Source organism: Litorimonas sp., assembly GCA_029936425.1.
GTDB lineage: Bacteria > Pseudomonadota > Alphaproteobacteria > Caulobacterales > Maricaulaceae > Litorimonas.
Genome location: JAPYSU010000027.1, coordinates 1 through 12,255, shown reverse-complemented (window position 1 = coordinate 12,255; position 12,255 = coordinate 1). Strand labels below are relative to the sequence as shown.

The following is a 12,255-nucleotide window of genomic DNA, read 5'->3' as shown; positions in this document are numbered from 1 at the left end:
ACACAGGAGGATCGCTACAAGGCCGCTGCGATAAAACCGCTGCCGCGGGGCCTGGTCCTTGCGAAACATTACCAAATTCGGTCTCCGGCAAGGATACCGACCCCGCGGGCAGTCCACCTTATTCAAGGACGAACGCAAAGGCTGACCCCCAGATGGGCAGTGGGAGGAAGCGCTTGGGCGATGCACGATTCAGAAATTACGGTTGCGCCTTTACCCTTCGTCATTACCCGACTTGATCGGGTAATCCATATGGTGAAGGTTCGGCTAAATGAGATCTCTAATTTACATTTAACAGTCGCCTCTTGCGCCGAACTGCAAATTCCTACTTGTCGAAAGAACATCGTATGGATTGCCCGATCAAGTCGGGCAATGACGGAGAGGGGAGTAGGGATAGATTGGACTGTTAGAGAAACTGCAGCTGCATCCTCACTACCTCTGCTTCGCAGAGCCGCGTTCGGATGGTGACGGCGGCTTGGGCCGCGTGACTACGAAAACGGCCACGAGGAGCAGACAAATCCCCTGTACGGTAATCGCCCAGACCGGGAGGTGGAAGAGGAAAGCGAGGCCGAAAGAGGCCAGAATGGAAATAATGGTGAGGATTTTGGCTTTCGTCGGAATGGCGCCGTGCTCGTTCCAATTATTGATCATCGGGCCAAAGACCTTATGCGCCATAATCCAGTCATGTAGCGCCGGAGAGGAGCGGGCAAAGGCATAGGCCGCGATAATCATGAATATGGCGGTCGGCAGCAGCGGGAGAAACATGCCAATCGTGCCGAGCGCAACGCAAGTCGTGCCAAGGCCGATCCAGAGCCAGCGCCTCGGAGAAAACCGTTTCATGATAGGACTGTTTTCAACATGATGACTTTGCCTCTACGGCTTTTGACGCAGAACTTCACCAAATCTTTGCAGAATTTTTCTCACGGGGTGTTAAGACATAAAATCCCGCAGACCTATCACCATGATTGAAACCTGCCCTTCGCTTCGTTAGACCCTCGCTATGACCTCACTTTCCGAAAAAACCATTCTTGTCACTGGCGCCTCTCGCGGTATCGGCGCGTCGCTCAACGCTTTATTATCCGAAAGGGGGGCAACCGTGATTCCCCACTCCAGCGGCCCGAGCGACAATACCGATGACAGCTTTATCTATTGCGATCTGAGCGAGGCCGGCGCGGGGCAGAAGCTGTTCGATATGGCGCTGGAAAAGCATGACCGCATAGACGCCGTGATTAACAATGCAGGGGTTTATCTGCCGTCCTCCCTCGTTGGGGATGACTGGGACAGCGGATGGGACAGGACCATGGCGGTCAATGTCCGCGCCCCGGCCGATATTTGCCGCGCCGCGATTGCGCATTACCGCGAAACGGGCGGCGGACGCATTATCAACATTGCCAGCCGGGCCGGACAGCGCGGCGACGGCGTGGACCAAGCCGCCTATGCGGCCTCTAAGGGCGCCATACTTGCCATGACCAAGACCTGGGCGCGGGCGCTGTCAGGCGAGAATATGCATTTTTACGCCATCGCGCCGGGTTGGGTGGAAACCCGTATGGCCCCGCAGGATATCGAAAACCGCAGAAAGGCCGTCACCGAAATTCCTCTGGGCCGCGTCGCTCAACCCGAAGAGATCGCCGAATTCGCGGCGTTTCTGCTCTCCGATGCGTGTCCGTCCGCCGTGGGCGCGACCTTTGATATTAACGGCGCGAGCTATGTGCGTTAATGGCTGAGGCCCGCCGCATTATCGGCCTCGATCCGTCCCTTGTGGCGTGTGGTTGGGGCGTCATTGATGTGCGCGGGAACAAAGCCTCTCACGTGGCTCACGGCGTGATCTGTCCGCCCAAGAAAGAACCGCTCGCGAGCCGTCTGACCTTCCTGTTCAACGCCATTATAGACGTGATTGAAGACCATCAGCCGATTGAAGCCGGCGTGGAAGAGGCGTTCATGAAAGACAATGCGATGAGCGCGCTCAAGCTCGGACAGGCGCGGGCGGCCTGTATATTGGCGGCGACCTCACATGGACTAAATGTTGGGGAATATGCCGCCCGTCTGGTTAAGAAATCCGTGGTCGGCACAGGCGCGGCGGACAAAGCCCAAGTCGCGCATATGATGAATATCCTGCTCCCCGGCGCCAAGGTCAAAGCCGGAGACGCCGCCGACGCCCTGGCCATTGCGCTGACCCACGCTCATCACAAGCGCCTCTAATCGAGCGTATTGGTTTGGCGCAGGCGCGGGAAGAGCTTCGCCCATAATGCCGCGACTCCGATGGCCGCAATTCCGCCGGCAGTGACAGTGAAAACGGCGCCGTAAACAGCCGCCATTAATCCGGCCCGCGCTTCGCCCAACTCATTCGACGCGCCGAGGAAGATAGAATTAACCGCATTCACCCGGCCCCGCACATGGTCCGGCGTCCAGAGCTGGAGGATGATTTCGCGGATATAGACGGACACCATATCAAACGCCCCAACCCCCATCAGCGCCAAAATGGAAAGCCAGGCCACCGTTGAAAACCCAAAAATCGTGGTCATCACGCCGAATAAGGCGACCGTGACAAACAAAAGAACTCCGGCATGTCGTTTGATCGGAAACGCGATGAGGAGAGTAATCATGATGACCGCGCCCAGGCCAGGCGCCGCCCGGAGCAGCCCCAAGCCAATAGGTCCGACTTCCAGAATATCACGCGCATAAATCGGCAGAAGCGCCACCGCCCCGGCCAAAAGTACAGCAAACATATCCAGAGAGATCGCGCCTAATACGATTTTTTCTTTCCAGATATAGCTGAAACCTCCGATCAAAGTGGAAAGCGACGTCCCGGCTTTTTCAAAGGTTTGAGGGGGCTTGGGAATGGAAAAGATGAGCAAAGCCGCAACGGCGTAAATAACGGCCGCTGTCCCGTAAGCGATCGGCCCTGAGAGGCCGTAAAGCAAACCACCTGCAACAGGCCCGAAGATAGAGGCCAGCTGCCAAGAGGACGTTGTCCAGCCCACCGCATTAGCGAAATCGGATCTTGGAACCAGATTAACGACCAGTGATGACGAGGCCGGATTATGAAACGCCCGCGCCACGCCGAAAATGGCAAGTAGAGACAGCACCCAGACAGGGTAAAATTGTTGGGTGACCGCTAGATAAAGTATTGCTCCCGCGCAGGCCATCTCGACAATAATCGAGGTTCCCATAACCATACGGCGGCCCAATTTATCAGAAGCGAGACCGGTTGCAATCACGAGTAAGAGCGCCGGGGCGAATTGCACTAAACCGATGAGGCCTAGCAGGAGCGCGTTTTGCGTCTCATCATAAATCTGCCAGCCAACAGCAACGGATACGATTTGGGTGGCGAAAGACGTCAAGAATCGCGCGCTGAAATATTGCGCAAAAGAACGGTGCTTAAAGGCGGCGAAGCGGTCGTCGGTCATTTCGCGGCCTTATAGATATAAGACCGTAAAATGAATGCTTATTTTGACCTATCTATTTGCGCGGCGGCAAATAGGGTTCCGGTTCAGGCGCCGGTGGATAATAGGTCGGCGGCGGAGGTGTATAAACAGGCGGTTCCGGCTCAGGCTCTGGGGCGGGCGGCACGTAAACGGGCGGCTCCGGTTCTGGCTCCGGCTCGGGAATATAGACAGGCGGAGGAGGGGGAGGCATGTAAACCGGCGGCGGCGCGACCGGGGCGCAGCACGGCACGCAACACGGATCAGGCTGCACATACCCACAGTCTGCAAAGGCTGTGTCACAGGCTTCAGAGCCATAACGCGACGACTCATATGTTGCGACGGTATCATATCCACTTCCATGGCCCGCGCCGTAACGCGTATCTGCGGAATGGGTTGAACATGCACTCAAGGCGACGCTGCCGAGCACAGCCAAGAGGGCGAAACGGGACGTAGGAGTGCTGAACATAGCGAATCTCTCTCATAAAAGTTATCAACAGACTCGCAGAAACCGCTTAACGCTTCGCTAACGCCATTCCCTTTGCGTTTACCGCGCGAATCCTTACAACTCGAAACATGATTCATTTTATGGTTTTTTTCACATGATCGGCATGATTTCAGGGGTCTGCCTGATGGCGGGGACGGGCGAGGCGATTATCGATTGCTCCGGCGTCGGCTATTTGCTGCAATGCGGGTCCCGCACCCTTGCCAAACTATCGGAAGGTGAGGCTACGCGCCTGCATGTTGAAACCCATGTGCGCGAACAGGCTATTATCTTATTTGGTTTCCACTCAGAGGAAGAGCGCGCCTGGTTTGTTCGTCTGCAATCCGTGCAGGGCGTGGGGCCGAAAGCGGCGCTTGCTATTTTGGACATTCTTTCCCCCGGCGAGATTTTATCTGCGGCGTCATTGGAAGACAAAACCGCCTTTTCCCGCGCGTCTGGCGTAGGGCCGAAATTGGCTACGCGGATAGCGACAGAACTCTCTGGCAAGCCCGCCCCGACCGGACGCGGCTTTCAGCCAGTCTTCACGGCCCCGTCCGGCGAGGCCGGAACGGAGGGCAGCCGCAATGAAGGCCTGTCCGATATGGGCCTTCGTAATGACGCGGTCAGCGCGCTCGTCAATTTGGGAATTGGTCAAAGCGAAGCTTTAAGAGCGGTGGCTCAGGCTTACGCATCTTTTGAGGAAGACCCAAATATTGATGCGCTGATCCGTGTCGCGCTTAAAGAACTGGGAAAATAGGCCCGAATATGGAACCGGAATTCTGGAATAAGAAATGGTCTAATCGGGAGATTGCGTTTCATACGGCAAATGTGCATCCCTATTTGGCGGGCCAGCTTTCTACCTTGGCTCTGAGCGAGGGAGCTAGAATATTTCTGCCCCTATGCGGGAAAACGCTTGATATCCATTGGCTCTTAAAACAGGATTTCCAGGTTGTGGGGGTCGAATTGGTTGAAACGGCCGTGCAAGAGCTTTTTGAGGAGCTTGACCTGTCCCCTCACATAATAAAGCGCGGAAGTCTGAAACTCTATCGGGCTAACAATATTGATATCTATGTCGGGGATATTTTTGATCTGGATGTGGCGGAGGTAAGTAAGATTGATGCTGTCTATGATCGGGCGGCTCTCGTGGCATTACCCGAAAAAATGCGTAAAAATTATGCCGATCAAGTCATGAGGCTAAGCGGTTCTGCGCCTCAGCTTCTCATTACATTTGAATATAATCAGGCCGAAATGGAAGGGCCGCCTTTTTCGATTAAACGCCAGGCATTGAACCGCCTCTATGGCGCAACATATGAAATTGAACGGTTGACAGGACGAAAATATGAGGGATTTGAAAAAATGTGTTCCGCCGTTTCCGAAGTCGTCTGGTGTCTGACATGACCGAAGACCGCCTTATATCCTCCGAGGGACAGTTCGGTGATGGCCATGACCGGGCGCTTCGTCCACTGTCTTTTGCAGATTTCGTCGGACAGAAAGGCGCGATTGCGAATTTGCAGGTCTATGTAGAGGCCGCGCGGCGCCGGGCCGAACCATTGGATCATCTCCTGCTGTCCGGGCCGCCCGGATTGGGGAAAACGACGCTGTCGCAAATTGTGTCCCGAGAGCTTGGCGTGAATTTCCGCGCCACATCCGGCCCTGTCATTTCAAAGGCCGGAGATTTGGCGGCTTTGCTGACCAATCTTGAGCCGAATGATGTTCTGTTCATCGACGAAATTCACCGTCTCAATCCGGTCGTCGAAGAAGTGCTTTATCCGGCGATGGAGGATTTTGAACTTGATTTGATTATTGGTGACGGTCCGGCCGCGAGGAGTATCAAGATCGATCTTGCGCCATTTACCTTGATCGGCGCGACAACGCGGGCAGGACTACTTGCCACGCCCCTGCGGGATCGCTTCGGTATTCCGGTACGCCTCGAATTTTACGATACGGACGACCTGACCTCTATTGTTGCTCGGGCAGCGGGCAAACTCGGACTGCTAATGAAACCGGATGGCGCGCGGGAAATCGCGAGGCGGGCGAGGGGAACGCCGCGTGTGGCCGGACGTCTCTTGCGCCGCGTCCGCGATCTTGCGGAACATGAAGGCCACACCGTGATTGACGCCTCTGCCGCCGATCAGGCGCTACGGCGTTTGGGCGTCGATGATATTGGATTGGATAAGCAGGACATGCGCTACCTCCACGCGCTCGCCGAAATGTTTGGCGGCGGCCCTGTCGGGGCGGACACATTGGCGGCGGCTTTGTCAGAGGCGCGGGACGCTCTGGAAGATGTCATTGAGCCTTATTTGATACAGCAGGGGTTTTTACAACGTACGCCGCGCGGACGGGTCGCCACGCCGCGCGCCTATGCACATCTAGGCCTGACCCCGCCAAAACAGCCCCCCGCGCCGAGTCTGTTTGACGGAGGCGAAAAATGACAGAGCAACCTAATCGAAAAGAGCCCACAATGGGGTGGTTTGAGGGACGTGAACATCACTACCCCATCCGCGTTTTCTACGAGGATACGGACTTCACCGGGATAGTCTATTACGCCAATTACCTCCGATTTTTTGAGAGGGCGCGGAGCAGCTATTTCCGCCTTGTCGGCTTTAATCATTCCGATTTATGGGAAGCAGATGACCCGCTCGCATTCGCGATACGCAAGATAGAACTGGATTATAAAAAGCCGGCCCGGATTGATGACTCGCTGACTGTCGTCACGACCTATGACCGTTTCAAAGGCGCTAGGCTCTGGGTCAGTCAGGCGTGTTATTGCGGGGGCGAGCTACTCGTGACCGCTACTAGCGAAGCCGCAAGTATCACGCCCGAAGGACGCCCAAAACGCGCGCCGAAATGGATGGTGGAGAAATTAGCGCCATATTTGGAATCCTAAATTCAATCCGATGAGAAAAGAAAATAAACAAATGACCCAACGCGACAGACTTTTCCTCCTCCCGCCCGGCTTTGCAGATAATTCGAGGCGGGAATATTGTCCGGAATGCGCCGAGGTCTGGGGACTTCTGTCGTATTTCCCCGCGATCAAAGAAAGCGTTGAAATTTCCTACCAGCCCATCGACAAGCCGCGTGGGGATATGGCCGTACAACTTGGCGAGAAGAACCAGAATTGCCCGACTTTGGTTTTACACACTGACAGCCCGTCATATGAGGATTGCGGGATAATGCAGAAGAATGGGCATCGGTTCATCAATAATGCCCGCGATTTTGGTCGGTATTATGCCCATCGCTATGGCACGCCTTTTCCTCGAGGGTAGTTGAAACTTATTTTTTTGGATTTGGACGCTTTCAGAACTTTATCCCACTGAAAACCGACAAGCTCTTCACTCATTTCCCAAAGCTGTTTCTGCCTGTCTTTTTTAAGAGCTTTATCTTCGACAAGCGCGTCACTGACCGGACCGCGCATTTCTCTGAAATTTTGCGGGCCGTAATAGCCGCCGGGGCGGGCTTCTTTACCCGCGGCGCATAAAACGGTTGGCAGCGCGCCTTGCTTTGGATCTTGTCCCATGACGGGGTTTAGAACCTTATAGAGCAGGTTGAAAAATCCGGTGGGACCTGTGCTTTGAAGTGAGGTTTTTGAATATCCGGGATGACAGGCATAGGCCGTCACACCGGTATCGGCGGCTTTAAGGCGTCTGTTCAATTCCAGCGCATACATAAGATTGGCGAGCTTGCTCTGACAATAGGCTTTGGACGGGTCGTAGTCTTTTTCCAGCATGGGATCGAGCCAATGGATGCGGCCATATTTGTGCGCGATGGAACTAACCACGACGATACGCCCAGAGGCTTTCTTAACGAGATCAAAAAGCATTCCATTCAGCAAGAAATGCCCCAGATGGTTGACCCCAAATTGCATTTCAAACCCGTCCTGTGTTTTCTGCTTGGGGGTCTGCATCAGGCCTGCATTGTTAATTAGCCCGTCCAGTTTAGTCGTTATTTCCCGCACTTGTTTGTCACAGGATTTAATAGAAGCCTTATCAGCCAAATCGAGAGAAACGAGGTGGACTTTTCCTGAAACTGTTTCATTCAGCTTTAGCACTGCGCGCTCACCCTTTTCTTGGTTACGAGCGGCAATGATAAGAGACGCACCTGCTTCGCCTAGCATTTTCGCGGCCTCGAAACCGATACCGGAATTGCCGCCGGTGATCAGATACACTTTCCCTTTCAGATCGGGTAGGCGCTCTTCCGTCTAATCTTTAAATCCGCTGTCAGTTATTCTCTGAGCCATGGGCCTTGCTTTCGTTCAGGTGGGTGGAAGTATTATTTATGTGAACAAATTACGTCTGGTAGAGACGCTCGTTCCCGTTTCGTCTAGGTTTATCTCGCCGCGTCTCGACAAATGAGGCCCGGCATCATAGGTCTGTAAAAAACTTTTTGTTGAGGAAATTATGCGCGCTTTTCTTGTTCTGATAATCGTTTTGTTTTTTTCGTCCTGTACACGGGTTGCGGATCACCCCAACCCTCTGGCCGGATTGGAAAAACGGGACGGCTTTTTAGAACTTTATGTTGATACGAATGACAATCGCGTCCTCGCCAAACTTCCCAAGGCTGATAAGGACGGCGTTGCGCTCCGCCTTATTCATACGGCGCGTCTGACGGCGGGTCTCGGTTCCAATCCTGTGGGGCTAGACCGCGGATGGGGGGATAGCGGTAAGATCATCGTTTTCCGTCAGATGGGCAATAAGGTTATCATTGAGGCGGAAAACCTGACCTACCGGGCCGGTCCCGAAAACCCGCTGGAGCAGCGCGCTGTTCAGGAAAGCTTTGCGCGATCTTTTCTTGCCAGTGCAGATATTGTGGACGGGTCTAAGCGCGTAGTCGACCTGACTGATTTTTTGACGAGTGATATTCTTGGCCTGACACAATATTTACAGGACGGCGGACACGGAACCTTCACAGTCGCAAAAGACAGAACCCTCGTTGACACCAAAAATGTGTTCGCTTTTCCCGATAATGTCGAAGTTGACGTCTTTTTCACGCTCAATTCATCCAAGCCGGGACGTGAAGTTGCGACAACAGCGGCAAATGGAAATGACGCGACGCTTATTCAACACCACTCTTTCGTTCGACTGCCGGAAGAGGGCTACACCCCGTTGAAATCGGATCCACGGGTCGGCGCCATAGAAGAAGTGCATTATGATTACAGCGCGCCCCTCTCAGCACCGATTGAAACGCGCCTGGCACGGCGGTACCGCCTTCAAAAAAATGCCGAAGGCAAAGTTATAAAGCCGATCGTGTTCTACATAGATGGCGGCGCGCCGGAACCTATTCGCTCGGCTCTGATCCAAGGCGCAAGTTGGTGGAAAGAGGCCTTTGCGGCGGCCGGCTATGAAGATGCCTATCGCGTAGAGATTCTACCTGAAGACGCGCACCCTCTCGATATTCGCTATAATGTGGTGCAATGGGTGCACCGCCAAACCCGCGGATGGTCCTATGGCGGCGGGGTTTCTGATCCGCGCACAGGGGAAATGCTCAAGGGCCACGTCAATCTTGGTTCGCTCCGCGTGCGGCAGGACAGAATGATATTTGAGGGTCTGGCCGGGGTCGCCAAAACGGATAGCGGCGCCTCTGATGACCCTGTTCAACTCGCTTTGGCCCGTATCCGACAGCTTGCGGCTCATGAAGTCGGACACTCTCTTGGCTTTGCCCATAACTTTGCCGCCAGCGCTTACGGTAAAGAGTCGGTCATGGATTACCCGGCGCCTGATGTGCGGGTTGAGAATGGGGAACTCGATTTTTCAAATGTTTACGGTGTGGGCGTCGGAACTTGGGATAAATTTGCCGCTACCTGGCTCTATGGAAATATGACAATGCCTGAGAGAGAGGCGCTGGTGCAGGAGTCTGTCAAGAAAGGCCTTATTTACGTCGCCGACACCGACGCGCGCAGTATCGGCACAGCGCATCCCATGGGCAATATTTGGGATAATGGGCTGGACGCTGTTGAGGCCCTAAACGAAACATTAGCCGTACGGCGTATTGCATTGGACAATTTTGGACTTCGGAACATTCAATCCGGGCAGCCTGTCTCTGACCTAAATAAAGTCATTGTCCCCATTTATCTATACCATCGTTATCAAACGGCTGCGGCCGGGAAGCTTATTGGCGGCATGTCGTTTCATTACGGCCTTAAAGGCGACGGGCAACCGGCGGCAGAAATTGTGTCTGTGTCTCGTCAAAAGGACGCTCTCGACGCCCTGTTAAAGACGATAAAGCCTGAAACGCTTGACCTGCCGGATGAAACCCTTGCGCTTTTAGGTCCGGCTCTGGCCAGCTATTCCATCGCTGATAGTGAGCGCGAACTCTTTGAGCGCACGGCTTACCCGGCCTTTGACGTCAGCACAGCGGCTGATACGGCCGCCGCGATGACGTTTGAGATTTTGCTCGACCCACGGCGCGTAGCGCGTCTTGTGGAATTTAACCGCCGCGACTCGTCCCAATTGGGCTTTACCGAAATGATGCGCCTCATCGAAGACTCAGTCATGACGCCAGCGGAGAGGGGGCGAACAGGCGAAATCGCCAAAGTCGTTCAGGCCCGGTATGTCTTTTCCCTGATGGATCTGAGCAATAGCGATGTCAGCCCGGGGATAAAGGCGCGGACGGACGCCATGCTTCGCCGTTTGCAGGAGGATCTGAGCCGGAGCGGGTCGGGTCATGGAGACTGGCTGGTGACTCGGATTGAAGAGCATCTGAACAAACCCGCGCCGGCAGCGCCCGAAGTGACGGAATCCAAACCGCTGCCGCCCGGTGGTCCAATCGGGATGGGGCAGATGGAGACGTGCTGGCACTGCGAATTTACGCCTTAGCTGAATTTGGCGAGAGCCGGGCGCCCGCGCCATTTCAAACCATAAAAAAAACCGCCTTCTGTGAGGCGGTTTTTTCTTATTCTTTTCTACAAAAGCTTACGTCTTGGCGTCGGCTTTTTTCATGCCGCGGCCTGTTGTGCGCTCTGTAATCCGCGCGGACTTACCGCGGCGGTCACGGAGGAAGTAAAGCTTGGCGCGGCGGACTTTACCGCTGCGTTTGACTTCGATTTCTTCGACAAGCGGAGAGTAAAGCGGGAAGACGCGCTCGACGCCTTCACCGTAGCTGATCTTGCGAACCGTGAAGCTCTCTTGCAGGCCAGCGCCGGAGCGGGCGATACAAACGCCTTCAAAGGCCTGAAGACGGGTACGTGTGCCCTCTGTAATACGAACCTGAACCACCAGCGTGTCACCGGCAGAAAAATCAGGGATGGTTTTGCCATCTTCGAGCAGACGCTCTTGTTCGGCTTTGTTCAGTTTTTCAATCGCGTTCATGACCGTCTCCATTTTTGGCCTCGCCTTCCGCATATGTGTCCCATAAGTCGGGGCGGCGTGCCTTTGTAATCTCTATTTGTTTTTCGTGCCGCCACTGCGCGATCTTTCCATGATCGCCGCTGAGCAGCACGTCCGGGATGGCCCGGTCCTTCCATTTCCGGGGCTTGGTATAGAGCGGATACTCCAGCAAGCCCGTTTCAAAACTCTCTTCGTCTGCGCTCTCCGATGCGCCCAATACGCCGGGCAGCAATCTGACGCAGGCTTCGATCATGGCTTGCGCCGCGACCTCTCCGCCGGCCAATATGAAGTCGCCGATGGAAATCTCTTCCATTTGGCGGGCTTCTATCACCCTTTGGTCAAGCCCTTCAAACCGTCCGCAAAACACAATAAGACCCGGACCAGAGGAAAGCTGCCTGACGCGATCCTGCGTCAAAGGCTTGCCCCGGGGGGTCAGATAGATAAGCGGTCGGCCATTTCGGGCCACACTGTCAATCGCCGCATCCGCAACATCAGGTTTCAAAACCATGCCCGGACCGCCCCCAGCCGGGGTATCATCGACAGTGCGGTGTCTATTAGTGGAAAAATTTCGAATGTCCACTGTCTCTAACTGCCAAATGCCGCTTTTTTCAGCTCCGCCAATGATAGATGCGCCCAAAACGCCCGGAAAAGCGTCCGGAAACAGGGTCAAAGCCGTTGCGCGCCAAGGATTTGAAGGTTTTTCGCTCATAGGGGCAGGGGAATAAGATGAAAACGGAAAGAATCATAGGATAGATTACCCATAATCATCCTGTCAGTCCGGGGCGCGGAGCGAACCCGGAAGATCGGGAGGTCGTAGGCTTCCAGTGAGATGGCCCGCAACCTCTCGACCTTCCGCATCGGCGGCCTGTCGGCCTTGTGCGGAATGACAGGAAAATATTTAAAATGTGCATTGCCCATGCCTTTCGTCCCACTGCCCATCTGGGGGTCAGCCTTTGCGTTCGTCCTTGAATAAAATGGACTGCCCGCGGGGTCGGTATCCTTGCCGGAGACCGAATTTGGTAATGTTTCG

Annotated in this window: 13 protein-coding genes and 2 pseudogenes; 8 read left to right on the top strand and 7 right to left on the bottom strand. The window is 54.6% G+C overall.

Annotated elements, in window-relative coordinates; translation table 11 throughout:
* Positions 1 to 429: 429 nt before the first annotated feature.
* Positions 430 to 837: a YbaN family protein gene (locus tag ACN0IC_RS14420; RefSeq protein WP_416879485.1), complete on the bottom strand. Its 408-nt coding sequence runs from the start codon at positions 835 to 837 to the stop codon at positions 430 to 432.
* Between the two features lie 160 nt (positions 838 to 997).
* Between ACN0IC_RS14420 and ACN0IC_RS14415 the strand changes: the two genes are divergently transcribed.
* Both ACN0IC_RS14415 and ruvC read left to right on the top strand, forming a co-directional pair.
* Positions 998 to 1,714: an SDR family NAD(P)-dependent oxidoreductase gene (locus ACN0IC_RS14415; protein WP_416879484.1), complete on the top strand. Its 717-nt coding sequence runs from the start codon at positions 998 to 1,000 to the stop codon at positions 1,712 to 1,714.
* Positions 1,714 to 2,196, top strand: coding sequence for a crossover junction endodeoxyribonuclease RuvC (gene ruvC / locus ACN0IC_RS14410; RefSeq protein WP_416879483.1), 483 nt, complete (start codon positions 1,714 to 1,716; stop codon positions 2,194 to 2,196). Before ACN0IC_RS14415 ends, ruvC begins: the two co-directional genes overlap by 1 nt.
* On the opposite strand, the gene ACN0IC_RS14405 is transcribed toward ruvC, so the two are convergent.
* Together ACN0IC_RS14405 and ACN0IC_RS14400 are read right to left on the bottom strand one after the other, a co-directional pair.
* Entirely contained in the window at positions 2,193 to 3,404 is a 1,212-nt protein-coding gene (locus ACN0IC_RS14405; RefSeq protein ID WP_416879482.1) for an MFS transporter, read from the bottom strand. The genes ruvC and ACN0IC_RS14405 overlap by 4 nt on opposite strands.
* Before the next feature lie 52 nt (positions 3,405 to 3,456).
* Positions 3,457 to 3,888 (bottom strand): hypothetical protein, encoded by a 432-nt coding sequence (locus ACN0IC_RS14400; protein ID WP_416879481.1) that lies wholly within the window; start codon positions 3,886 to 3,888, stop codon positions 3,457 to 3,459.
* Between the two features lie 133 nt (positions 3,889 to 4,021).
* On the opposite strand from ACN0IC_RS14400, the gene ruvA reads away from it, so the two are divergent.
* The 5 genes from ruvA to ACN0IC_RS14375 are packed head-to-tail and all read left to right on the top strand — an operon-like array spanning position 4,022 to position 7,169.
* The gene (gene ruvA, locus ACN0IC_RS14395) at positions 4,022 to 4,660 is read left to right on the top strand and encodes a Holliday junction branch migration protein RuvA (RefSeq protein WP_416879480.1); all 639 of its coding nucleotides are present in this window, start codon (positions 4,022 to 4,024) and stop codon (positions 4,658 to 4,660) included.
* Between the two features lie 8 nt (positions 4,661 to 4,668).
* A complete protein-coding gene (gene tmpT / locus ACN0IC_RS14390; RefSeq protein ID WP_416879479.1) occupies positions 4,669 to 5,301 on the top strand; it encodes a thiopurine S-methyltransferase in 633 nt (210 codons plus the stop codon).
* Positions 5,298 to 6,335, top strand: coding sequence for a Holliday junction branch migration DNA helicase RuvB (ruvB, locus tag ACN0IC_RS14385; RefSeq protein WP_416879478.1), 1,038 nt, complete (start codon positions 5,298 to 5,300; stop codon positions 6,333 to 6,335). Before tmpT ends, ruvB begins: the two co-directional genes overlap by 4 nt.
* The gene (locus tag ACN0IC_RS14380) at positions 6,332 to 6,790 is read left to right on the top strand and encodes a YbgC/FadM family acyl-CoA thioesterase (protein ID WP_416879477.1); all 459 of its coding nucleotides are present in this window, start codon (positions 6,332 to 6,334) and stop codon (positions 6,788 to 6,790) included. Before ruvB ends, ACN0IC_RS14380 begins: the two co-directional genes overlap by 4 nt.
* Before the next feature lie 31 nt (positions 6,791 to 6,821).
* Positions 6,822 to 7,169 (top strand): DUF3088 family protein, encoded by a 348-nt coding sequence (locus ACN0IC_RS14375; RefSeq protein ID WP_416879476.1) that lies wholly within the window; start codon positions 6,822 to 6,824, stop codon positions 7,167 to 7,169.
* On the opposite strand, the pseudogene ACN0IC_RS14370 reads toward ACN0IC_RS14375, so the two are convergent.
* Positions 7,142 to 8,086: pseudogene (locus tag ACN0IC_RS14370) on the bottom strand (oxidoreductase); the annotation flags it as partial. The gene ACN0IC_RS14375 and the pseudogene ACN0IC_RS14370 sit on opposite strands and share 28 nt — an antisense overlap.
* Positions 8,087 to 8,300: 214 nt before the next feature.
* On the opposite strand from ACN0IC_RS14370, the gene ACN0IC_RS14365 reads away from it, so the two are divergent.
* On the top strand, positions 8,301 to 10,715 hold the full coding sequence (locus tag ACN0IC_RS14365; RefSeq protein WP_416879475.1) for a zinc-dependent metalloprotease: 2,415 nt from the start codon (positions 8,301 to 8,303) through the stop codon (positions 10,713 to 10,715).
* A 102-nt stretch (positions 10,716 to 10,817) separates the two neighbouring features.
* Here ACN0IC_RS14365 and rplS read toward each other — a convergent pair.
* From rplS to ACN0IC_RS14350, 3 genes and pseudogenes are all read right to left on the bottom strand, one after another.
* Positions 10,818 to 11,207: pseudogene (rplS, locus tag ACN0IC_RS14360) on the bottom strand (50S ribosomal protein L19); the annotation flags it as partial.
* On the bottom strand, positions 11,194 to 11,934 hold the full coding sequence (gene trmD, locus ACN0IC_RS14355) for a tRNA (guanosine(37)-N1)-methyltransferase TrmD (protein WP_416879474.1): 741 nt from the start codon (positions 11,932 to 11,934) through the stop codon (positions 11,194 to 11,196). The pseudogene rplS and the gene trmD, both read right to left, overlap by 14 nt.
* Positions 11,931 to 12,255: hypothetical protein (locus ACN0IC_RS14350; protein WP_416879473.1), on the bottom strand; the 325-nt coding region annotated here is incomplete at its 5' end. The genes ACN0IC_RS14350 and trmD, both read right to left, overlap by 4 nt.

Excerpts from the sequence above, each read along its gene's own strand:
- ACN0IC_RS14420 (WP_416879485.1), bottom strand. The coding sequence starts at position 837 with ATGAAACGGTTTTCTCCGAGGCGCTGGCTCTGGATCGGCCTTGGCACG.
- ACN0IC_RS14415 (WP_416879484.1), top strand. The coding sequence starts at position 998 with ATGACCTCACTTTCCGAAAAAACCATTCTTGTCACTGGCGCCTCTCGC.
- ruvC (WP_416879483.1), top strand. The coding sequence starts at position 1,714 with ATGGCTGAGGCCCGCCGCATTATCGGCCTCGATCCGTCCCTTGTGGCG.
- ACN0IC_RS14405 (WP_416879482.1), bottom strand. The coding sequence starts at position 3,404 with ATGACCGACGACCGCTTCGCCGCCTTTAAGCACCGTTCTTTTGCGCAA.
- ACN0IC_RS14400 (WP_416879481.1), bottom strand. The coding sequence starts at position 3,888 with ATGTTCAGCACTCCTACGTCCCGTTTCGCCCTCTTGGCTGTGCTCGGC.
- ruvA (WP_416879480.1), top strand. The coding sequence starts at position 4,022 with ATGATCGGCATGATTTCAGGGGTCTGCCTGATGGCGGGGACGGGCGAG.
- tmpT (WP_416879479.1), top strand. The coding sequence starts at position 4,669 with ATGGAACCGGAATTCTGGAATAAGAAATGGTCTAATCGGGAGATTGCG.
- ruvB (WP_416879478.1), top strand. The coding sequence starts at position 5,298 with ATGACCGAAGACCGCCTTATATCCTCCGAGGGACAGTTCGGTGATGGC.
- ACN0IC_RS14380 (WP_416879477.1), top strand. The coding sequence starts at position 6,332 with ATGACAGAGCAACCTAATCGAAAAGAGCCCACAATGGGGTGGTTTGAG.
- ACN0IC_RS14375 (WP_416879476.1), top strand. The coding sequence starts at position 6,822 with ATGACCCAACGCGACAGACTTTTCCTCCTCCCGCCCGGCTTTGCAGAT.
- ACN0IC_RS14365 (WP_416879475.1), top strand. The coding sequence starts at position 8,301 with ATGCGCGCTTTTCTTGTTCTGATAATCGTTTTGTTTTTTTCGTCCTGT.
- trmD (WP_416879474.1), bottom strand. The coding sequence starts at position 11,934 with ATGAGCGAAAAACCTTCAAATCCTTGGCGCGCAACGGCTTTGACCCTG.